The organism is Paenibacillus sp. EKM301P (assembly GCF_011800295.1).
Taxonomy (GTDB): domain Bacteria; phylum Bacillota; class Bacilli; order Paenibacillales; family Paenibacillaceae; genus Paenibacillus; species Paenibacillus polymyxa.
The window spans coordinates 276,523-297,264 of record NZ_JAALFM010000006.1 but is presented as its reverse complement, the minus strand read 5'-3'; the positions used below and the strand labels follow the sequence as shown (position 1 = coordinate 297,264).

Genomic DNA, 20,742 nt, shown 5'->3' with positions numbered 1-20,742 from the left:
ATGTTAACCATTGGAAAAGCATCTTTTACCTCAAGGCTGTTGCTGGGAACAGGGAAATTTTCGGATCTGAATATCCAATCCCAGGCTGTAGAGGCTGCTGAGACGGAAATATTAACGTTCGCTGTGCGCAGACTGAATTTGGAGGAACGGGATAAGCAACATTTTCTTGATACGCTAGATTTGAGCCGGTATACACTTCTTCCCAACACAGCAGGAGCAACAACAGCAGAAGAGGCAATCCGTATTGCCAAGTTGGCAAAAGCCTCTGGCTTGTGCGACATGATTAAGGTGGAAGTCATTGGGGATAGCAAAACGCTGTTGCCTGACCCTTTTGAAACGTTGAAGGCTAGTGAAAAACTGCTAGAGGAAGGCTTTGTCGTACTGCCCTACATATCGGATGATGTGATACTAGCAAAGAGGCTGCAAGAGCTTGGAGTACATGCCATTATGCCTGGTGCCTCACCGATTGGTACAGGACATGGTTTGCTCAATCCGTTTTCATTAGAGTTAATTATTGAGCAAGCAGAAGTTCCGGTTATCGTCGATGCAGGTATTCGCTCACCTGGTGACGCAGCAATGGCGATGCAGTTGGGAGCAGATGGTGTTCTGCTAAATACAGCTGTGGCGGGAGCGAAGAACCCTGTGAAAATGGCTGAGGCCATGAAGCTGGCTGTGCGTGCAGGCAGATATGGTTTTGAGGCAGGGATGATACCTGTAAAACGATATGCTTCAGCGAGCAGCCCAACAGAAGGCATGGTTCAAGGATGAGGATATCTGAAAAATCCGGTGCTGGAACACCACAAATTGATCGTTATTCCAGACAGGAAAGGTTTGCACCCTTTGGGCCTGCAGGCCAACGTCGGCTTGCTTCTTCTCACGTACTAATCATAGGTGTTGGAGCGCTGGGTACAGGCATTGCAGAAACGCTAGTTCGTGGAGGCGTAGGTACGGTAAGTCTCGTAGACCGGGATTATGTGGAATGGAGCAATTTGCAGCGCCAGCAGCTTTTTCAGGAAAGTGATGCAGCGCAAAGGTGTCCCAAAGCAATAGCGGCCCAGCGAAGATTAAAGGATATTAATTCGCAAACAGTCATCCATGCACATGTTTTGGATGTTGGGGTAGAAGAGCTGGAAGAGTTGATCCAGGGGGTGGATCTCATGATGGATGCAACCGATAACTTCGATACTCGGCTTCTTATGAACGACATGGCTCTCAAGCATCATATTCCTTGGATTTATGGAGGATGTGTGGGTAGCTACGGTGTAACTTACACTTTTTTACCGGGTCAAACACCTTGTCTACACTGTCTGATGGGAACTGTACCGTTTGGAGGAGAAACATGTGATACAGCCGGCATTATTCCGCAGGCAGTACAAATGGTCACCGCTAATCAGACTACAGAAGCTTTCAAACTTCTTGGTGGATATCCCGAGGACTTGAGAGGAAAATTGCTTTCGTTTGATTTGTGGAAAAATGAATATGTAGCAATAGCAGTGGATCGTCTCAAAAAGTCGAATTGTCCTTCTTGCGGTAGCCAACCGACGTATCCCTATTTATCGACCTCTCATCGGCAGAAAACAGATGTTTTGTGCGGTAGGGATACCGTTCAAATAAGACCTGCCAACCGGATATATCTGAATCTCGCAGAGATAGCAGATAGATTTGCAGCATTAGGCGAGGGAAACGTAGAGTGGAATTCGTATCTGGTTTCCTTTAGTGTGGGAGAGCATCGCTTGGTGGTTTTTGCAGATGGCAGAGCGCTGATCCATGGGACAAAGGACGTGGCCAAAGCAAGAAGTCTATATCATCGTTATTTGGGTTAAAAACCATAAACCTTAAAGCAGAAAGCCATTCTTCAGAGAATGATTTTCTGCTTTTTTGTTACACTAATACAAATATGTTTAATGGCTTATAACAAACTTGTTCGTATCCAATATGTAATGCGATGTCCAAACCAGGTGGGTGAAAAAGATGAGCCCGTTAATTGTACTTGTGGATGAAAATGAAGCGTCCGCTGTATTCGTTCGTCCATTGGAGCAGGCAGGTTATCAGGTGGTTCATGTTCGTAATACGTCGGATGTACGCTCTTATATAGCTCAGCATCCTGTAAGTTTGCTACTCCTAAACATTAAAGATGAACAGGCGGGCACTCAAGGCTTGATTCGCATTTTGCAGCAGAACCATCCTCATGTCCCGATACTTGCAATGATTTCATCAGATGAAGAGGCACATATGGTTTCCTGCTTTGAACAAGGAGCTCATGATGTAATGGTAGTGCCCTTTTATCCTAGAGTTCTTCAGGCTAGAGTGGCTAATTTATTACGAATTTTTGGTGTTGAACGTGATGTGAAAAGGGCAATCGAAGCGGGGGATATACATATAGACACTGCAAGCAGAATGGTGAGCAGAGGGGAGCGAAAACTGGAATTAACTCCGAAAGAATTCGATCTTTTGCTACATCTGGCAATACATCTTAACCAAGTTTGCAGCAGGCAGCAAATTTTAAAAGATGTTTGGAAACATGATTATATCGCTGATACGAACGTAGTAGATGTGTACATCAGGCATTTAAGGGTTAAAGTAGATAGAGGACAAAAGTTTAAAATGATTCGAACGGAACGAGGTATTGGCTATTCACTCAGAACGCCAACCGAAGCAAAATAGCATAAGTTATATAAAAAAAGCCGGAACTGTTCGTCCCGGCTTACCTATTTCAAATGAGTGTTACATTACAGCACGCGACGTGCTTTAATGTATGTTCTTTTCCAGTTGCCAGAGTTTAAATCAGAGATGGTCACCCCAGGTCCGCCGTAAGTGTGTAAAATTTTACCTCCGCCCATATATACTGCTACGTGAGTAATGTTACGTCCTGTGGCACGGCTACCGCTTGAAAAGAACACTAAGTCCCCTTTTTTCAAATTGGCCTTGGATACGGCATGTCCGACTTTAGATTGTTGAACAGAAGTACGCGGCAAATCGACTCCGTATTTCTTGAATATGTGCTTCATGAAAGAAGAACAGTCAAAATTGCGTGTGGTGCTTGTGGAAGCTCCAAACTTATAAGGAGTACCCATATATTTTTTGCCGTAGTTAATTACTTTTTGACCTACGGTAGTAGTAGCAGTAGCAGCTTGTGCTGTATTTGTTCCCTCAATGGCAAAAGTACCAAAGCCGATCGTGGCAGCGACTCCTGCGATAATTACCTTTTTTATGATTTTATGCATATTCATGTTGTAAATACCTCCAAAAATTGATTTGTGCAATAATTTGCTGAGTTGCTAACTAACTGACAGCGTTGAGTATAACAGTTTTGAAGCCACCTAATAGTTGGAAAACTACTCTCAAATGCTTGAGGGACAAGGCTTACGTCGTAATTATTAAAAAACGATTAAAAATTACAATTTGTAAAAAATAAAATGATTCTAGAACCTGTGAAAACGGAAAAACCCTTGTTAATCAAGGGTTTTGGGTGGGTGAACAACTTTTGAAATAGTTACAACAATGTCATAATTAATCCTTGCTTTGAATAACGAGTAGTAGACCGCTTTTAATAGAAATTGTACCTTTTGCAGCCGTTAGCTTATTGCTGACACCACGTGATTGTCCCATTTTAAGGGTTGCATTATGAAGTGGATACATAAATCCTTCCAGTTGTATACCTGTTACTTCGGCGGTCATTGGAATCAGCGATGTATATGTATAGCCCATAGGCTGGATCTCGAGCGTTGATCCGGTCAGCTCGATATAATTATGTGCGTCCATGATAGCGCAACTAATATGATGCTGCATGGCCCGTACTAATATTTGAACATTGGCTAATGTGTGGTCCATCCGAGTACCAGTCACACCGAGCATGAGTACATGATCTGCTTGTTCGTCCATAGCGATTTCTAAAGCGAGTTCTGTATCTGTTAGGTCCTTAAGTACTGGATCACACGCAAGCATACGTTGGCTTGCTGATTTTACCCTTTCTTGTTCCTCTGAAGTAATCGAATCAAAATCTCCTACAGAGACATGAGGCGTAATACCGTGTTCTATCAGGAACAGGGCACCTTTATCTGCACCTATAATAAGATCATCGGGTTGTATTTGTTGTAAATCTTCTTCATTAAGACGACCGCCTGAAAATACAATGGCTCGTTTTTTCGTCATATCCAACATCCTTTCTTTCTGTATACGGTCCCATATATACGATCATTTTAAGTATACCGCGATAAATATGGCTTGCACAATTTTGGAGGACCTGGCTACAATGGAACAGAAAAAAGAAGTGTGACGTGAATAGGAAGGGGAACGAAATGACTAACGTTTTGTTTGTGTGTTTGGGCAATATTTGCCGCTCTCCCATGGGGGAGGCAATACTGAGACATAAGGCAAAGGAACGGGGATTAGACGCAGAAATCCGGGTGGACTCGGCTGGAACAGGCGATTGGCACATTGGAAATCCTCCGCATGAGGGAACGCTAAAGCAGCTTAAACTGCACGGAATCAGCGAACAAGGCATACAGGCACGGCAAATAACGGATCGTGATTTTGACGCGTTTGATTATATTGTGTGCATGGATGACTCTAATGAACGAAATATGCGTAAACTTGCAGGTGGAGCTGATGCTGATATTCTAAAATTCATGGATTTGCTTCCCCAAGAAAAGTTAAGAGAAGTACCCGACCCATATTTTACCGGAAATTTTGAAGAGACCTATCGATTATTGGACGCGGGATGCGAAGCCTTGCTGGACAAGATCATAGAAGAAAAGCTATAATGTGAACGACAGATGACGGCAATCGTTGCCGTTTTTCGTTATACATTTTTGAAAGCGCAACCAAATCATAAAAAAGAGGAAGGAGCCTTATGACCTTCTAGGTCAATGCTCCATTCCTCATCATGCTGGGATGTTTTTTACTCAGGCACGATCCAAAAAATACATTAGCGCGTCAGGCAACTCGTTTTGCCAAAAGCCCCATAAATGTTTGCCATCCTTTTCACGGTAAGAAACTTCGGCGTTCCGCTCGCGCAGTAAATCTGCGCATTGACGGTTCAGCTCTACAAAGTTGTAAATGCCGGTATCACTCTCAAAAGCATCTTCCTGAAGGCCAACTGTCATCCAAACATTTAGATGCGACAGTTCTTTCTCACGGGCAATAATTTCTTGCGAAGCTTCATAGTAGGCACCTGAGAGGCTGATAATACGATTAAACAGCTCAGGATACAATAGCGTCAAATGCAAAGACACACTGCCTCCCAGTGAATCTCCAGCAAGAATGCGGGAAGCTGCATCTTTTCTTATAGGATACTTTTGTTCCACATAGGGAATAATCTCTTCTGCAAAACAGGCAGTGTATGCCTCAAAACGATTGCCGAAGGGAGCGTACTCCTGAGTTCTGATTTTGGTGTTCACTTCTACACCTACAATAATGAAGGGTTCCACGCCTTCATCCAGTATGAGACGGTTGGCGTGTGTTGCAATGCGTCCAAAGTTGAAGAATTCCTCTCCATCCTGACAGTAGACGACCGGGTAGCTCAATATTTCATTATAGCCGGGCGGCAAATAAATCCGAAGAATTCGGGTTTCGCCAAGTAAGCGGCTGTCTACTTCGTCTTTAAGGATAGTTCGTTTTAAATACCTAGAATCCGTCATTTTTCGTCACCTTTCTTGGGTATTATTTTGCATTAAGGATCACAATAAGTTAAGATTACCCTGATTGCAATAGATGTTTAAAATTTCAATCATGTACTAAGCTGTTATAGTAAAAAACACACCCTGTTACATACACAAAAATGTGGCAAACTCAAAAAAAATAACTAAATCTTTGACGCGAGCGATATAACAGGTGTATAATAATCCTATAACAGCGGAACTTGATATTCAAATTTTTTTGTTGAGGTGAAGAAAATGAGCAAGGTTCCTTATGAAGTTTACACAGAGGAAGTTGAGGCTCTGTCCGTGCTTTCTCCGGATGGTGAAATTATCAATAAAGATAAATTGCCTAAACTTACAGATGATCAATTGAAAGAAATTATGTATCGTATGGTATTTACACGTACTTGGGATGACCGTGCTGTTAACTTGGGCCGTCAAGGACGTCTCGGCTTCTACGCTCCGGTATCCGGACAAGAAGCAACAATGGTTGGTAGTGAATTTGCGCTCCAAAAAGAAGACTTTATTGCACCAGGCTACCGAGATATTCCGCAACTCGTTTGGCATGGCCTGCCATTATATCAAGCTTTCTTGTATTCCCGTGGTCATCAACACGGTGGTCAAATTCCGGACGGCGTTAACGTATTGATGCCGCAAATTATCATTGGTGCGCAAATTCTGCACGCTATGGGTATTGCAATGGGCTACAAACTGAAAAAACAAAAACAAGTCGTCATTACATATACAGGCGACGGCGGTTCTTCCGAAGGTGATTTCTACGAAGGTCTGAACTATGCTGGTGTGTATAAGTTGCCAGTTATTTTCTTTGTGCAAAATAATGGTTACGCGATCACAACGCCATTCTCAAAACAAACAGCTGCTCTTTCGATCGCTCATAAAGCAGTAGCTGCTGGTATTAAAGGTGTTAAAATTGATGGTATGGACGTGCTTGCAGTTATTAAAGCCGTTCAAGAAGCTGCAGAGCGTGGACGTAATGGCGAAGGCGCAACATTGATTGAAGCCGTTACTTACCGTTTCCGTCCGCATTCCCTTTCTGATGATGCGACGAAATATCGTTCTAAAGAAGAAGAAGGCGAATGGAATGCAAAAGATCCAATTGCCCGCTTTGCGAAATATCTTGAGAAAAAAGGTCTTTGGACTGAAGAAGATACAGCTCGCGTAAAAGAAGAAGCTAAGGCAAAAGTGAACGAAGAGATCAAAAAAGCCGAGAAAACAGAAAAAATGACAATTCCTGGCCTGATCGATAGCATGTTCGAAACTACGCCTAAGCATTTGGAAGAACAAAAAGCTGATTTTAAATAATTGAACTTGAAAGAGACCGGGCGGCAACCCGATCCGGTCTGCTTTTCGATTGACCTGAACTGAAATTGATCTGTCAATGTTTAAGGAGGAAATGAAGCAAATGGCACAAATGAACATGAAAGAAGCGATTCGTGACGCACTGCGCGTAGAGTTGAAACGCGACCCTAACGTCCTGCTTTTCGGTGAAGACGTAGGTCATGTAGGTGGCGTATTCCGCGCTACAGAAGGTTTGCAAAAAGAATTTGGCGAAGAACGTGTATTCGATACTCCGCTGGCGGAATCCGCAATCGGGGGTCTTGCTGTCGGTCTGGGTATCCAAGGATTCCGCCCTGTAGCTGAAATCCAGTTCGTAGGCTTTATCTTTGAAGCACTCGATCAAATGGCAATTCAAGCATCCCGTATGCGTTACCGTTCCGGTGGACGTTACAATTCTCCAATCGTATTCCGTACACCTTTTGGTGGCGGTGTTAAGGCAGCCGAGCTGCATACAGATTCTTTGGAAGGTCTTTTGACTCAAACACCAGGTATTAAGGTTGTTGTTCCTTCCAACCCTTACGATGCAAAAGGTCTTATGATCGCGTCTATTCGCGATAACGATCCAGTATTTTTCATGGAGCATTTGAACCTGTACCATGCATTCCGTGCTGAAGTTCCTGAGAATGATTACACTGTTGAACTGGGCAAGGCTAATGTAGTTCGTGAAGGTTCTGATGTAACGATTATTACTTACGGTATGATGGTACACACTTCAGTTAAGGCTGCTGAAGAACTGGAAAAAACTAAAGGTATTAAAGTGGAAATCATTGATTTACGTACAATCAGTCCGATTGACATTGATACCATTGTTGCTTCTGTTCAAAAAACCAATCGTGCGATCGTTGTTCAAGAAGCGCAAAAGAGTGCCGGTGTTGCTGCTGAAGTTATTGCACAAATTAACGAAAAAGCAATCCTGCATCTGGAAGCACCAGTTCTGCGTGTAGCAGGTCCGGATACCGTTTATCCATTCGCTCAAATTGAAGATACTTGGTTGCCAACGCCAACACGTATCATTGATGCGGTTAATAAAGTAATGGAATTTTAATTAAAGCACACCGTAAATTTGGGAGGTTTTAAACGTGGCAAAATTTGAATATAAATTCCCGGAGCTGGGTGAAGGTCTTCACGAAGGCGAAATCATCAAGATGCACATCAAGCCCGGCGACAAAGTAACTGATGATGATATCATCATGGAAGTACAAAACGACAAGGCTGTAGTTGAAGTTCCATGTCCGGTTAATGGTACGGTTCAAGAAGTATTTGCCAAAGACGGAGACATCTTTAACGTAGGTCAAGTTGTAGCTGTCATCGACGCAGAAGGTGAACTTCCTGAACAAGAAGATGCACCGGAAGCACCAGCTGCTAGCCCTGAGCCAGTTGCTGCTGCACAAGGCGGAGCTGCAGGTGCAGCTAGATTTGAATATAAATTCCCAGAGCTGGGTGAAGGTCTGCACGAAGGTGAAATCATCAAGATGCACATCAAACCCGGCGACAAAGTAACTGATGATGATATCATCATGGAAGTACAAAACGACAAGGCTGTAGTTGAAGTTCCATGTCCGGTTAATGGTACGGTTCAAGAAGTGTTTGCCAAAGACGGAGACATCTTTAACGTAGGTCAAGTTGTGGCTGTCATCGCTGCTGAGGGTGAACTTCCTGAGCAAGAAGAAGCACCAGCTGCTGTTAAACAAGAAGAGGATGCTGCAAAAGGTGGAGCGAACACTCAACCAGGTGCAACACCTGCTGCTTCGAACAGAGACGTGCTGGCTACACCTAGCGTCCGTAAATTTGCACGTGAGCAAGGTGTTAACATCGCTCAAGTGAGTGGCTCCGGCAAAAACGGTAAAATCACTAAAGAAGATGTAGAAGCTTTCAAAAATGGCGGAGGCCAAGCGGCTGCACCAGCAGCGAAAGAAGCTGCAAAAGCGCAAGAGCCAGCTAAAAAAGAAGCGAAAGCTGCAGCACCATCCGCACCAGCTGCAGATCCGCGTGCTGAGGAAGAACGCGTACCATTTAAAGGTATCCGTAAAGCAATTTCCAATGCTATGGTTAAGTCGGCTTACACGGCTCCACACGTTACAATTATGGATGAAGTGGATGTAACTGAGCTGGTTGCTTTCCGTACTCGTATCAAGCCAATTGCAGAGAAGAAAGGCACAAAAGTAACTTACCTGCCGTTCATCGTAAAAGCTTTGGTTGCTGCTTCCCGTCAATTCCCGGCTCTGAATGCCTCGATCGACGAAGAAGCTAACGAAATTGTCTACAAAAAATACTACAACATCGGTATCGCTACAGATACAGACAACGGCTTGATCGTTCCTGTTATCAAAGATGCTGATCGTAAAAGTATCTGGATGATTGCTGATTCCATTCGTGATCTGGCTGTACGCGGTCGTGATGGTAAATTGGCTGCCAATGAAATGAGAGGAAGCACGATTTCCATCACGAACATTGGTTCCGCAGGCGGTATGTTCTTTACTCCAATCATCAACTTCCCTGAAGTTGCAATTTTGGGTACTGGCCGCATCAGTGAAAAAGCAGTCGTGAAAAACGGTGAAATTGTTGCCGCTCCAGTAATGGCTCTTTCCCTGAGCTTTGACCACCGTATTATTGACGGTGCAACTGCTCAAAACTTCATGAACTATATCAAACAGCTGCTCGCTAACCCTGAGCTGCTTGTAATGGAGGTGTAATCAATGGTAGTAGGAGACGCTTCTCTGGATATTGACACATTGGTTATCGGTGCGGGTCCTGGCGGTTATGTAGCTGCCATCCGTGCCGCACAATTGGGACAAAGCGTATTGATCGTTGATAAATCTGAGCTGGGCGGTGTCTGTCTGAACCGTGGATGTATTCCATCCAAAGCTTTGATCTCTGCAGCTCATCAATACGAAGCAGCTAAACATGGCGAAACTTTCGGTATTACGGCTGAAAATGTAAAAGTAGATTTTGCTAAAACGCAAGAATTCAAAAACGGTGTTGTTAAGAAAATGACTGGTGGCGTAAGCGGCTTGCTCAAAGGCAACAAAGTCGAAGTTTTCAACGGTGAGTGTATGTTCATCAACGAAAACGAAGCGCGTGTATTCAACGAACATGAATCACCACGTTACCGTTTTAAAAATGCGATTATCGCAACAGGCTCCCGTCCTATCGAATTGAAGCCATTCCCGTTTGGCGGACGCATTCTGTCTTCTACTGAAGCATTGAACCTGCCTGAAATTCCGAAAAGCCTGATCGTTATCGGTGGTGGATACATTGGTGCAGAGCTTGGACAAATGTATTCCAAATTCGGTTCCAAAGTAACGATCATTGAAGGTATGGATACTGTTCTTCCTGGCTTCGATAAAGATATGACTTCCATCGTTTCGAAAAGCATGAAGAAAACAGGTATCGAAATCTTCACTGGCGCTAAAGCGGAAAGTGCGGAACAAACTGATAAAGATGTAACAGTGAAATTCTCTGTTAACGGTGAAAGCAAAGAAGTAACTGCTGAGTACCTGCTTGTAACTGTTGGACGTCGTCCAAATACAGACGGTGAACTGGGTCTGGATTTGATCGGTGTAGAACTGGATGACCGCGGAATGGTGAAAGTTGACCACCAAGGACGCACAAGCATTCCTCACATCTTCGCAATCGGTGATATTGTTCCTGGTCTTGCTCTGGCTCACAAAGCTTCTTACGAAGGTAAAGTAGCTGCTGAAGTAATTGCCGGCCAACCATCTGTTGTAGACTACAAATGTATTCCGGCTGTTGTGTTCACAGATCCAGAATGCTCTAGCGTAGGCTACACAGAGACACAAGCTAAAGAAAAAGGTTACAATGTCAAAGTTGGTAAGTTCTCTTACGGAGCAAACGGTCGTGCTGTTTCCCTGAACGCTGCTGAAGGCTTTGTGAAAATCGTAGCTGACGCAGATACAGGTCTGGTACTGGGTACGCAAATCGTAGGTCTGGAAGCTTCCAACCTGATTGCTGAGCTGGGTCTGGCGATTGAAATGGGTGCTACACTTGAAGATATCTCCCTGACTATCCATGCTCACCCTACACTGGGCGAACTTGTGATGGAAGCAGCAGAAGTCGTAATGGGTCATCCGATCCACGCATTGGCGCCACGTCGCTAATTCCATTTCATTATCTTGTTTTTGGATTCATACATGAAAAAAGAGGCAAGGAGCGCTATATGTGCGCTCTTTGTCTCTTTTTTTCAAACTTTAAGATTATTGGACTATCATGAAAATTCACACAGTACATGGTCAAAAAAGTACCCTACATGATAAACTAAATATAGATTAATGGTGTAGATCGAGAGTTTTCAAAATTAAAAATGGACGATGCTGTTTTTTTATTCATGCTCAAAGGAGAGAAACAACGTGCGCAACTACTTGGAATTGCTGGAGGATATTTTAGAGAACGGGGTAAAAAAAGAGGATCGGACAGGAACGGGAACATTATCTGTTTTCGGAAGGCAACTTCGTTTTGATCTGGCCAAGGGCTTCCCGTTAGTGACCACTAAAAGAGTACATTTGAAATCCGTTATACATGAGCTGTTATGGTTTTTGCGAGGTGATACCAATATTGCTTATCTCAAGGAGAACGGAGTTAGCATTTGGGATGAATGGGCAGATGAACAGGGGAATCTGGGACCTGTATATGGATCGCAATGGCGCGCATGGGAAACAACGGACGGACAACATATTGATCAAATTGCGAATGTCATTGAAGCTATCAAAAACAATCCGGATTCACGTCGACATATCGTCAGTGCTTGGAATGTGGCTGAAATTGAATCGATGAAGTTGCCGCCATGTCATTTTGTATTTCAATTCTACGTAGCTGGAGGAAAGCTATCCTGTATGCTGACGATGCGTTCAGTGGATACCTTCCTTGGACTGCCGTTCAACATCGCTAGTTATGCATTGCTGACGCATATGGTTGCACAGCAGTGTGGTTTGGAGCCTGGAGAGTTTATTTGGTCAGGTGGCGATGTGCATATTTATTCAAACCATATACAACAAGTGCATACGCAGTTGGAGCGTGATCCTTATCCCTTGCCACAGTTGAAAATTCTGCGCAAGCCTGAATCCATTTTTGATTACACTTACGAGGATTTTGTTTTTGAGAATTACGAGCATCATCCAGGGATTAAGGCGCCTGTCGCCATCTGATTAGAGGAGGTGGAAAGATGAGCATTTCGATGATATGGGCTATGGCACAAAATGGTGTGATTGGTCGGGATAACAGTCTTCCTTGGCGCCTTCCCAGAGATATGGCCTTCTTCAAAGAGCAGACGATTAATAAAACAGTACTCATGGGACGCAAGACGTGGGAATCCTTTGGCGGGAGAAGCCTACCAAACCGCCGCAACGTCGTTTTGACTCGAGATGAGAGCTATCAGGCGGAAGGTGCAGAAGTGATCTATACACTGGAGGAGGGGCTCCAACTTGCACAGCAAGAAGAGCTAATGGTCATTGGCGGAGCGGAGATTTATTCACTGTTTTGGCCACATGCGGATCGACTGATTGTGACTCGAATTGAGGAGACTTTTGAAGGCGATACGACGTTTCCTGAGCTGGATTGGAGCGGCTGGACTATAGTCAGTGAGACGCCGGGTATCAAGGACGACAAAAACTTGTATGACTACCGTTTTGTTGTTTACGAGAGAACAGAATAACATACAGGAATTCAACCTAGCTCATTTGAAAAATTAATAAACCATATAAAAAATCCTTTTGGCTGTAGATGCAGAAATTTGCATAAGTTTTCATTACTTTTACGCTGTATTGTGATACAATAAATCAAATTCAATGAGAACAGACCCTTTCATAACACAAACAGACAAGTTCGAATTTGATTAGAATTCTGAATGGATGATCGGGGTTCATAAGCGAAGAGATGGGGGAACGTAACATGTCTACACCAACTGGATTTATGGAATACACACGACAGCTTCCTACAGACCGGGACCCGGCAGAGCGTATAAAGGATTGGGAAGAATTCCATAAGCATATGTCTGAAGAAGAGCTGCGTACCCAAGGGGCGCGTTGTATGGACTGCGGAACTCCTTATTGTCATACGGGGATGGATCTCATGGGAGCAACTTTAGGCTGCCCAGTTCATAATCTTATTCCGGAATGGAACAATCTCGTATATCGTGGTTTGTGGAAGGAAGCGTTAGATCGGCTGCACAAAACGAATAACTTTCCCGAATTTACGGGTCGTGTCTGTCCTGCGCCATGTGAAGGTTCATGTACAGTTGGCCTTATTGGGGAGTCTGTTACCATTAAGACAATTGAGGAAGCGATTATTGAAAAAGGCTTTGAGGAAGGTTGGGTCGTTCCTAACCCGCCGGAAAAACGTACAGGCAAACGAGTGGCTATTGTTGGCTCGGGTCCTGCGGGATTGGCTGCGGCAGCACAGCTTAACAAAGCAGGTCACAGCGTGACAGTGTATGAGCGTGCAGATCGTGTAGGTGGGTTACTGATGTATGGAATCCCATCCATGAAGCTGGATAAGAAGGTTGTACAGCGCCGTGTAGATTTGCTGGAGGCTGAAGGTATCCAATTCATCACGAATACGGAAATCGGCAAGGATATCCCTACTGAGCAGCTGATTGCTGACTATGATGCAGTTGTGCTATGCGGTGGATCTACAAAGCCGAGAGAATTCAATATTGAAGGCAGCGATTTGAATGGTGTCCATTATGCTATGGATTATTTGAATGGCACCATCAAGAGTTTTTTGGATTCCAACCTCGAAGATGGCAACTATTTGTCCTCCAAAGGTAAGGACGTTATTGTTATCGGTGGCGGTGATACAGGTTCGGACTGTGTAGCTACTTCTTTGCGGCATGGTTGCCGGAGTGTCACTCAATTTGGCACACACACCAAAGCTCCGCTGGAACGTGATCCGATTGCGAATCCTTGGCCGCAGTTTCCGAATGTGTACTCTCTCGATTATGCACAGGAAGAAGCGAAAGCGTTGTTCGGTGAAGACCCACGTGAGTTCTCCATTATGACAACCAAATTTGTGGGTGATGAGAATGGCAATCTGAAAGAACTACACACCATTCAAATTCAACGTATTGTTGATGAAACTGGACGTAAAATCTATCAACCAATTCCAGGTACGGAACGCGTATTCCCGGCACAAATTGCGCTGATTGCAATTGGATTTGATGGGCCTGAGCAAACGATTGTGAAGGAAATTGGTTTGGAAACAGACCGTCGCTCCAACGTTAAGGCACGTTATGGGAAATATGTGACGAATGTGGATAAGGTGTTTGCTGCGGGTGACATGCGCCGCGGACAAAGTCTTGTTGTGTGGGCTATTAATGAAGGCCGAGAAGCAGCACGTGAAGTTGATAAATACCTCATGGGTGTTACTGTTTTGGTATAATTATAAATTTTTATGTTACCGTTACGAATCAAGTAAAGGCTCCATCTTAGGATGGGGCTTTATTTGTGTTTAAAGCTTTATCACTAGTCATTGTTGAAACCAATTTTCTAGTGAGGTATACAAAACGTTGTAAATTCAATGTTATATAAATTAACTTAAAATTAACTTTTTAATCATGTAGTTGTTATCTAAAATAATCATAACATAAATAAGGACGGCTTGTGTAGCCTTTTCAAAGAAAAATACATTTATTTTACAAAATAATTAGATAAAAACTTAAATTGCGTAATATAAATTAACATTAATATTACACAAGTTTGCTAATAGTGCAGTTTTATTTTGGGTTTTCTATATTTATATTGCTTTAAAAGGAAGATGACATGATCTTTTCCAAGGTTACATAAAATCATGACCTGAGAGAATCATGATATCTATGGTATAATAGACGTACATTGTTGAAGCGCTAGACTAAATGAATTTACAAAGGAGCTTTCGCCGGGAGAAGGCTCCTTTTGCATGAGGCCGGGAACCTGTGTTTTCATTTGCGTTCCATGTATATCTATGATTCATGGAGGAGAAACAGAAGGCCGTCAGGAAGGAATGGAATGAATGAAGACGTTGATTATTGCTGAGAAACCAGATATGGGGCGGACAATTGCCGCTGTTATGGAGCCGCGTGCTAAAAATAACCGTACCTATTTGGAAGGGGAGAAATACATTGTAACCTGGGCGATCGGTCATTTGTTGGGTCTGGCTGAGCCGGATGCTTACGATGCTAAGTACAAACGATGGAATATTCAAGATCTTCCGATTATCCCTGAACAATTCAAAATCGTACCTAATCCGAAAACAAAAGATCAGCTAAAAATGATTGGTGAGCTGGCCAAACGCTGCAATGCCATCGTGAATGCTTGTGATGCTGGACGGGAGGGGCAATATATTTTTGCGTTAATTCAGCAGCAGTTAAAGCTACGACAGCCGGTTAAGCGATTGTGGATCTCGGACTTGACGGCGGAAAGTATTGCGACAGGCTTTGAACGATTGCGAGATGCCTCGGAGTTTGAATTCCTGACTCAAGCTGCGCGGGCACGAAGTGAAGCGGACTGGCTGATTGGCATGAACGCCTCCAGAGCGTTCACAACACGACATAACACCTTGCTGTCGGTAGGACGGGTGCAGACTCCCGTGTTGGCACTAATTCATGATCGAGAAAAGGAAATTGAAGCATTTCAGTCTCAAACCTTCTATGACGTATGGGCTGAGTTCAAGCAAGATCAGATTAAGTACAAAGGGGCATGGCAGGGTGATCGGCTGACGAATCCGGAAGAAGCTGAGGGGATCGCTGCGGCGGTACGCGGAAAAGAGGGTAAAATTACCAAATATGATACAAAGCAGACAAAGGAGTATCCTTTTAAATTATACGATTTGACGCTGCTTCAACGCGAGGCGAATGCCAAGTACGGTTATTCGGCTAAAAAAACGCTGGATGTGGCACAAGCGCTTTATGAGCGTCACAAGGTCATTTCCTATCCGCGGACCAACTCTAATTATGTGACAGAGCAGAATATAGACGGCATGCATAAGGCATTACGGATGCTGGGGACAGGCCCTTATGCTGATCTGGTACAACAAGCAAACCCTAATTTGGTCCATAAACAGAATAAATCGGTCTGCAATCCGTCTCGTGTTGAGGATCACCATGCTATTTTGCCGACGTTAAAAAGGCCGGGAACGCTAAGCAAGGAGGAACAAAATGTATATGACCTGGTTATTCGTAGGTTTCTGTCGCATTTTTTTCCGCCAGCTGAATATAAAATGCATACCGTAATGACGCAGGTGGACAAGCATCTGTTTAAAACTAATATTAAGGAGCTTCTGTCCTTGGGATGGAAAGTGGTTTTGAGTAAGGCTGATCAGGATAAAGGTAAAAAAAGCAAAACATCCAAAAAAGAGGATGAAGAGGAAACGGACGAGTGGACGGACAAGAAGTTTGAAATTGATGCAGGGCGTCCGGTAGATTGTGTGCGCGCTGAGATGAAAGAAAAGGCGACTCAGCCTCCTAAAAGCTACACGGAGGGCACATTGCTTAAAGCGATGGAAAGCGCGGGCAAGCAGATGGAGAATGAGGAATTACGCGAGGTTATGAAGGATGCTGGCTTAGGTACACCTGCGACACGGGCCGCTACAATTGAACGATTAAAGAAAGTCGGCTACATTGAAATGAAGGGCAAAAAGATTCTGATTACGGATAAAGGAAAGATGGCTATTAACCTGATCCGTCATGCCGGGGTAGATCTATTAGCTTCACCGGAGATGACAGGTCAATGGGAACGCCGTCTTCATCAAATTTCCAAGGGTGAGGCAGCTCAGGAGAAGTTTATGGATAACGTTAAAAGATTTACGTTGTCCATCATTGATAAGGTAAGGCAGCAGCCACCTGCTCCCGCAAATGCCTTTGGCGAGGAGGCAAGGAGTAATCGCTCGGGAGGAAAGACGAACGCCAGCGGCGTAGGTACGAGTGGACGTGCCACCACCGCCAAAGGAAGAGACCGCACAGCATCAGGAGGCGGTAGCAGTGCAGGAAGTGCTGCGCTAAAGCAAGCATCGGCGCCAATAAGTCGCAGTTCGACTACAAAAGCAGTGCGGAGCTCATCTGATGGACAGTCAGATACTTCAGCAAGCCAAAGGCAGGCGTTAGGCAGCTGCCCGTGCTCCAATTGCGGTGGAAGCATTATTGAAGGCCGCAAAGGGTATGGGTGTAGCCACTTTAAGCAGGGCTGTGGTTTTGTCATTTGGAAGGAATATGCGGGCAAGCAGATTACCGAAACGATGCTCAAGTCCCTGCTCGCCAAGGGGCAGACGCAATTGTTGTCTTTTAAACGTAAAGATGGATCGACCGTCAAAGCGCGGATTGTTCTGGATGTGCCAGGAACAGGACAACTTAGCGTTCGTGAGGATGCCTGAGATAGGAGCATCAACAAAAAGGACCCTATCCGAGGGTCCTTTTTTGTTGATGCAATTGTATGCTTTCGTGGATCACCCGTGGCACTTCTGTTAGCTTCTGTATAGTATACATCACAGAGTTCACGTTTTTTTGCAATTCAACCATATTGTAAATCCATTCTTTTGGCTGCTTAAGATACACAGCGTGAATACCTGCCGCAAGGGCTGGAGATACGTCGGTGCGTAAAGAATTCCCAATCATCCAGGTGATGCTTCGGTCCAAGCGATTCATTTGGATGATTTCTTCCAGTGCATCTACATTTTTATGCTGGCGAATGTAGATGCGGTCATCAAAGTAAGTAGCCAGCTTCATTTGTTCAATCTTTCTTTCTTGAATGATCTGCTCACCCCCAGTGTAAAGATGAAGGGAATGCCCTGCTTTTTGGAGTGAATTTAACGTTTCGGCCATACCTGGATACGGTTCGATTTCCTGCTCGTACACACTTCGGCCAAGCGAGCGGAGCTCCTGCTCTTCCCGAGAATCCGTACGGCGTCCAAATTGTTCCGAGAAAAACTGGTACGTATCTATTAGGGATTGTGGAAAATGCTCGCTGGCAAAACCCACCTGATGAACTCCAGCCACATCAATTTCGATTTGTTTTTCACGGATCGAATTTCTCGTTAGGTTATGAGCTGCAAACCATTCCTGAAGCAAATCGAAAAAGTGGTTGAGAATAAGATCGAAATACTTGTTGCAGTGGACCAAAGTGTCATCAAGATCAAATAAAATGTGCTGCTTCGGATACGACATGATGCATACTCCTTCCAAGCCAAAGCTTTAACGGTGTTCGGTTTATAACTAAGTTGCGATTCAAATTACAATCCAATATAGGATTCCAAAAATACCTGCAAATCAGCCGCACCGTCGGGACGGATGCTGAATTTTTCCTTGTGATAGCGTCCAATGTGAATGCGGAGCAAGCCAGCCACACGCAAAATCATCATATCAGACATAAGTGTATCTTCCAATCGGCTCAAATCATGACGCATGTCTTCAAGAGACTTAGGACCTTGAGCTACATAACGCAAAATGCGCAGTCGTTGCGGATCATTGACAGCACGAGTAAGCCGTAGTAGAAGCGTAGGCGGTTCTTCCTCACTCTCCTCGGGAATATCTACCGGATACTGGATCAGCAGTGTACGGGTATAAAAGCAATATGAATTAATTGGGCGATTATGGACGACCGGAAACAGCACCACTGTATCGAGATCTTCCATATGTGGGACGACTAGCCCGGCTGTTGCATATTCAACAAGTGCTTCCGGTTCCATTTTACTTAACAGCATGCGCTTTTCCGCAGCGTCTTCTTCTGCCAACACACGCAGTTCGCCTTCCAAGGTCCGAAAATAATCACGATCCCACAATCTGAGGAGTGGTGCATATACCTTACGAATGCGTAAAGATTCTTCAAAGGTTAAAAAAGGAATATGCGGAACAAGCAGCTCAAACATATCCTTGTCCGGTCCGTGATCCAAGTAAGAAATATAGTCGGATATTTCATCTGACTCCGGTCGAAGCAACGCCCAGGCATAGAGTGCGTCATAATCGCTAAAAGGGCAATCCTGAGCTGTAGCAAGCTCAGTACGAACTTCTTGTTGTAGTCGTGCATCCACCTTGTCGATCCATTCATGGCCCAAGTCCATATCTTGGACCCACTTTTTAGTTACATAGGCCATAAAGCTGCCGAGCAATTCATAAATTGGAGAAGTGTCTATTTTAATTTGATAACTCATGGAACCAAATGCCTCCTATTCTGTCTTCTAGCCCAGAGCGGTGAACGTAAATAAAGCCCGTCCATAAGCAAAACATGAGCATTTTGAAATTGCCCACTTATTTATTATGGCTTGTTCTGCCGGGCATTGTCCACTATAATATGAAATAGTGCGTTGTGACGTGAACTTGGTCGGATTGAACATACGAGGCTCTTCACCAAATGGAGTCGGATACATACCAGACTAGCTCTATCCGTAAAATCGTCATCTCAGATGGCGATTTTTTTCTTTTTCTCTTTAATACACTAAAATTAACGCTAAAAACATCTTAATATGTAATATACCGATTTTTCAGATGGTCATGGTATACATCGTGATAAGAATTATTATTGATTATGGTATCAAATGCAAATCATTTCTAAGCATTCATTTTATGATGTTAATAATTTAATTGTTCGGGCAGGAGGAGCTAGGATGTCGTCGTCGTTACGTGTTCATTATTTTATTTTAATTGCAGTTATTATTGTTGCTGGATTATGTCAGGGTTTGCTATTACCTATTTTGTCGATTTCTTTGGAACAAATGGGTGTTTCGTCTTCGCTAAACGGAATGAACGCGGCTGCACTGTATATTGGTTCATTTGCAATGACACTGGCGGCTGAACGGACTTTGGGATGGCTGGGGTTCAAAAAGCTGATGGCCGGTGGTCTTGTGCTTGTGCTCATTACGCTGCTGCTGTTCCCGCTAATTCCTGATATTCGGATTTGGTTCGTACTGCGTCTGCTCGTAGGTATTGGAGACAGTGCGTTGCACTATTCTGCGCAGTTGTGGATATTGCTAGTAACTCCACCAGAGAATCGAGGCCGCAACATTTCCTTTTATGGTATGTCTTACGGTCTGGGTTTTGCATTAGGCCCATTGGGATTATGGCTACTCGATTATGGAATGCTGGTTCCATTTGCTGCGTTGGCTTTTTTGTGCTTGCTTGTGTTGCTGTTAGTGTTAATCAAGCTACCTGACTCCAGACCGGAGAAGCAGGAAACTGAGGCGCGTCCCGCACAAAGATTCCGACGCAGCTATAGCTGGGCATGGTATGCTCTGTTGCCTGCATTTCTATACGGTTATATGGAAGCGAGCCTGAACAGTAATTTTCCAGTCTATGGCCTGCGTATTGGCTTCCATACCGATGAAATTGCTGCTTTGCTGCCTTTCGTTAGTTTGGGAGGCTTAGTGTTGCAACTGCCTTTGGGTATATTAAGTGACCGTTGGGGACGTAAAAAAGTGCTAATGAGCGTAGGTATAGCGGGAGGATTGACCTTTATGTTGCTACCCTGGAGTGGTAATCATTTTATGTTCACTTTGGTATTGCTGACCATCGCAGGTGGATTGGTAGGCTCCTTTTTCTCACTCGGTTTGGCCTATGCAGCTGACCTGTTGCCCAAATCATTTTTGGCGGCTGCAAATGTGCTGGCATCCTTTCATTTTAATCTGGGAAGTGTGGTCGGACCTAATATTAGCGGAGGGTTGCTAGACATTGGAACTCAAGGCAGCATGTTTCTAGTTCTTGGAGGTAGTTACATTGTTTTCGGATTGTTGGGTCTGTTTTCCCGAAAAAGAGTACCGGCGGTTTAAAACT

At 44.1% G+C, this 20,742-nt stretch carries 18 protein-coding genes; 13 read left to right on the top strand and 5 right to left on the bottom strand.

Annotated elements, in window-relative coordinates; all coding sequences use genetic code 11:
- The 3 genes from HFD99_RS16935 (at position 1) to HFD99_RS16925 (ending at position 2,664) form a co-directional block, all read left to right on the top strand.
- A complete protein-coding gene (locus HFD99_RS16935) occupies positions 1 to 768 on the top strand; it encodes a thiazole synthase (RefSeq protein WP_045244497.1) in 768 nt (255 codons plus the stop codon).
- Positions 765 to 1,823, top strand: coding sequence for a ThiF family adenylyltransferase (locus tag HFD99_RS16930; protein WP_016821916.1), 1,059 nt, complete (start codon positions 765 to 767; stop codon positions 1,821 to 1,823). The genes HFD99_RS16935 and HFD99_RS16930 overlap by 4 nt, the downstream gene beginning before the upstream one ends.
- 148 nt (positions 1,824 to 1,971) lie before the next feature.
- Positions 1,972 to 2,664, top strand: coding sequence for a response regulator transcription factor (locus HFD99_RS16925; protein WP_123797277.1), 693 nt, complete (start codon positions 1,972 to 1,974; stop codon positions 2,662 to 2,664).
- 65 nt (positions 2,665 to 2,729) lie between these two features.
- Here HFD99_RS16925 and HFD99_RS16920 read toward each other — a convergent pair whose 3' ends face one another.
- Together HFD99_RS16920 and HFD99_RS16915 are read right to left on the bottom strand one after the other, a co-directional pair.
- Complete coding sequence (locus tag HFD99_RS16920) at positions 2,730 to 3,230, bottom strand: C40 family peptidase (protein ID WP_013371461.1); 501 nt, start codon at positions 3,228 to 3,230, stop codon at positions 2,730 to 2,732.
- Positions 3,231 to 3,510: 280 nt separating this feature from the next.
- Complete coding sequence (locus HFD99_RS16915; protein ID WP_025365023.1) at positions 3,511 to 4,152, bottom strand: thiamine diphosphokinase; 642 nt, start codon at positions 4,150 to 4,152, stop codon at positions 3,511 to 3,513.
- Between the two features lie 146 nt (positions 4,153 to 4,298).
- Here HFD99_RS16915 and HFD99_RS16910 point away from each other — a divergent pair, with 146 nt between their 5' ends.
- Complete coding sequence (locus HFD99_RS16910) at positions 4,299 to 4,763, top strand: low molecular weight protein-tyrosine-phosphatase (RefSeq protein WP_016821913.1); 465 nt, start codon at positions 4,299 to 4,301, stop codon at positions 4,761 to 4,763.
- A 141-nt stretch (positions 4,764 to 4,904) separates the two neighbouring features.
- On the opposite strand, the gene HFD99_RS16905 is transcribed toward HFD99_RS16910, so the two are convergent.
- Complete coding sequence (locus HFD99_RS16905; RefSeq protein ID WP_025365022.1) at positions 4,905 to 5,639, bottom strand: alpha/beta hydrolase; 735 nt, start codon at positions 5,637 to 5,639, stop codon at positions 4,905 to 4,907.
- 255 nt (positions 5,640 to 5,894) lie between these two features.
- Here HFD99_RS16905 and pdhA point away from each other — a divergent pair, with 255 nt between their 5' ends.
- The 8 genes from pdhA (at position 5,895) to HFD99_RS16865 (ending at position 17,354) form a co-directional block, all read left to right on the top strand.
- Positions 5,895 to 6,962 carry a pyruvate dehydrogenase (acetyl-transferring) E1 component subunit alpha gene (pdhA, locus tag HFD99_RS16900; RefSeq protein WP_013371457.1) on the top strand — a complete coding sequence of 356 codons (1,068 nt, stop codon included), beginning with the start codon at positions 5,895 to 5,897 and terminating at the stop codon, positions 6,960 to 6,962.
- A 100-nt stretch (positions 6,963 to 7,062) separates the two neighbouring features.
- Positions 7,063 to 8,043, top strand: a complete 981-nt coding sequence (locus tag HFD99_RS16895; protein WP_017427718.1) for an alpha-ketoacid dehydrogenase subunit beta — start codon at positions 7,063 to 7,065, stop codon at positions 8,041 to 8,043.
- Positions 8,044 to 8,077: 34 nt separating this feature from the next.
- Positions 8,078 to 9,691: a 2-oxo acid dehydrogenase subunit E2 gene (locus tag HFD99_RS16890; protein ID WP_025365021.1), complete on the top strand. Its 1,614-nt coding sequence runs from the start codon at positions 8,078 to 8,080 to the stop codon at positions 9,689 to 9,691.
- A gap of 3 nt (positions 9,692 to 9,694) precedes the next feature.
- Positions 9,695 to 11,116 carry a dihydrolipoyl dehydrogenase gene (lpdA, locus tag HFD99_RS16885; RefSeq protein WP_016820706.1) on the top strand — a complete coding sequence of 474 codons (1,422 nt, stop codon included), beginning with the start codon at positions 9,695 to 9,697 and terminating at the stop codon, positions 11,114 to 11,116.
- Positions 11,117 to 11,365: 249 nt separating this feature from the next.
- On the top strand, positions 11,366 to 12,160 hold the full coding sequence (gene thyA / locus HFD99_RS16880) for a thymidylate synthase (protein WP_016820707.1): 795 nt from the start codon (positions 11,366 to 11,368) through the stop codon (positions 12,158 to 12,160).
- A gap of 17 nt (positions 12,161 to 12,177) precedes the next feature.
- The gene (locus tag HFD99_RS16875) at positions 12,178 to 12,666 is read left to right on the top strand and encodes a dihydrofolate reductase (RefSeq protein ID WP_025365020.1); all 489 of its coding nucleotides are present in this window, start codon (positions 12,178 to 12,180) and stop codon (positions 12,664 to 12,666) included.
- Between the two features lie 236 nt (positions 12,667 to 12,902).
- Entirely contained in the window at positions 12,903 to 14,390 is a 1,488-nt protein-coding gene (locus tag HFD99_RS16870) for a glutamate synthase subunit beta (protein ID WP_167440956.1), read from the top strand.
- A 609-nt stretch (positions 14,391 to 14,999) separates the two neighbouring features.
- Positions 15,000 to 17,354: a type IA DNA topoisomerase gene (locus HFD99_RS16865; protein WP_039276074.1), complete on the top strand. Its 2,355-nt coding sequence runs from the start codon at positions 15,000 to 15,002 to the stop codon at positions 17,352 to 17,354.
- Between the two features lie 25 nt (positions 17,355 to 17,379).
- Here HFD99_RS16865 and HFD99_RS16860 read toward each other — a convergent pair whose 3' ends face one another.
- Positions 17,380 to 18,144, bottom strand: a complete 765-nt coding sequence (locus HFD99_RS16860; RefSeq protein WP_039276073.1) for an HAD family hydrolase — start codon at positions 18,142 to 18,144, stop codon at positions 17,380 to 17,382.
- Positions 18,145 to 18,209: 65 nt separating this feature from the next.
- Positions 18,210 to 19,127, bottom strand: coding sequence for a hypothetical protein (locus HFD99_RS16855; protein WP_017427725.1), 918 nt, complete (start codon positions 19,125 to 19,127; stop codon positions 18,210 to 18,212).
- A gap of 453 nt (positions 19,128 to 19,580) precedes the next feature.
- Between HFD99_RS16855 and HFD99_RS16850 the strand changes: the two genes are divergently transcribed.
- On the top strand, positions 19,581 to 20,738 hold the full coding sequence (locus HFD99_RS16850; RefSeq protein ID WP_123797276.1) for an MFS transporter: 1,158 nt from the start codon (positions 19,581 to 19,583) through the stop codon (positions 20,736 to 20,738).
- Positions 20,739 to 20,742 lie beyond the last annotated feature (4 nt).

What these genes read in the sequence shown, in the direction of transcription:
- HFD99_RS16935 (WP_045244497.1), top strand. Translation starts at nt 1, where the DNA reads ATGTTAACCATTGGAAAAGCATCTTTTACCTCAAGGCTGTTGCTGGGA.
- HFD99_RS16930 (WP_016821916.1), top strand. Translation starts at nt 765, where the DNA reads ATGAGGATATCTGAAAAATCCGGTGCTGGAACACCACAAATTGATCGT.
- HFD99_RS16925 (WP_123797277.1), top strand. Translation starts at nt 1,972, where the DNA reads ATGAGCCCGTTAATTGTACTTGTGGATGAAAATGAAGCGTCCGCTGTA.
- HFD99_RS16920 (WP_013371461.1), bottom strand. Translation starts at nt 3,230, where the DNA reads ATGAATATGCATAAAATCATAAAAAAGGTAATTATCGCAGGAGTCGCT.
- HFD99_RS16915 (WP_025365023.1), bottom strand. Translation starts at nt 4,152, where the DNA reads ATGACGAAAAAACGAGCCATTGTATTTTCAGGCGGTCGTCTTAATGAA.
- HFD99_RS16910 (WP_016821913.1), top strand. Translation starts at nt 4,299, where the DNA reads ATGACTAACGTTTTGTTTGTGTGTTTGGGCAATATTTGCCGCTCTCCC.
- HFD99_RS16905 (WP_025365022.1), bottom strand. Translation starts at nt 5,639, where the DNA reads ATGACGGATTCTAGGTATTTAAAACGAACTATCCTTAAAGACGAAGTA.
- pdhA (WP_013371457.1), top strand. Translation starts at nt 5,895, where the DNA reads ATGAGCAAGGTTCCTTATGAAGTTTACACAGAGGAAGTTGAGGCTCTG.
- HFD99_RS16895 (WP_017427718.1), top strand. Translation starts at nt 7,063, where the DNA reads ATGGCACAAATGAACATGAAAGAAGCGATTCGTGACGCACTGCGCGTA.
- lpdA (WP_016820706.1), top strand. Translation starts at nt 9,695, where the DNA reads ATGGTAGTAGGAGACGCTTCTCTGGATATTGACACATTGGTTATCGGT.
- HFD99_RS16875 (WP_025365020.1), top strand. Translation starts at nt 12,178, where the DNA reads ATGAGCATTTCGATGATATGGGCTATGGCACAAAATGGTGTGATTGGT.
- HFD99_RS16870 (WP_167440956.1), top strand. Translation starts at nt 12,903, where the DNA reads ATGTCTACACCAACTGGATTTATGGAATACACACGACAGCTTCCTACA.
- HFD99_RS16865 (WP_039276074.1), top strand. Translation starts at nt 15,000, where the DNA reads ATGAAGACGTTGATTATTGCTGAGAAACCAGATATGGGGCGGACAATT.
- HFD99_RS16860 (WP_039276073.1), bottom strand. Translation starts at nt 18,144, where the DNA reads ATGTCGTATCCGAAGCAGCACATTTTATTTGATCTTGATGACACTTTG.
- HFD99_RS16855 (WP_017427725.1), bottom strand. Translation starts at nt 19,127, where the DNA reads ATGAGTTATCAAATTAAAATAGACACTTCTCCAATTTATGAATTGCTC.
- HFD99_RS16850 (WP_123797276.1), top strand. Translation starts at nt 19,581, where the DNA reads ATGTCGTCGTCGTTACGTGTTCATTATTTTATTTTAATTGCAGTTATT.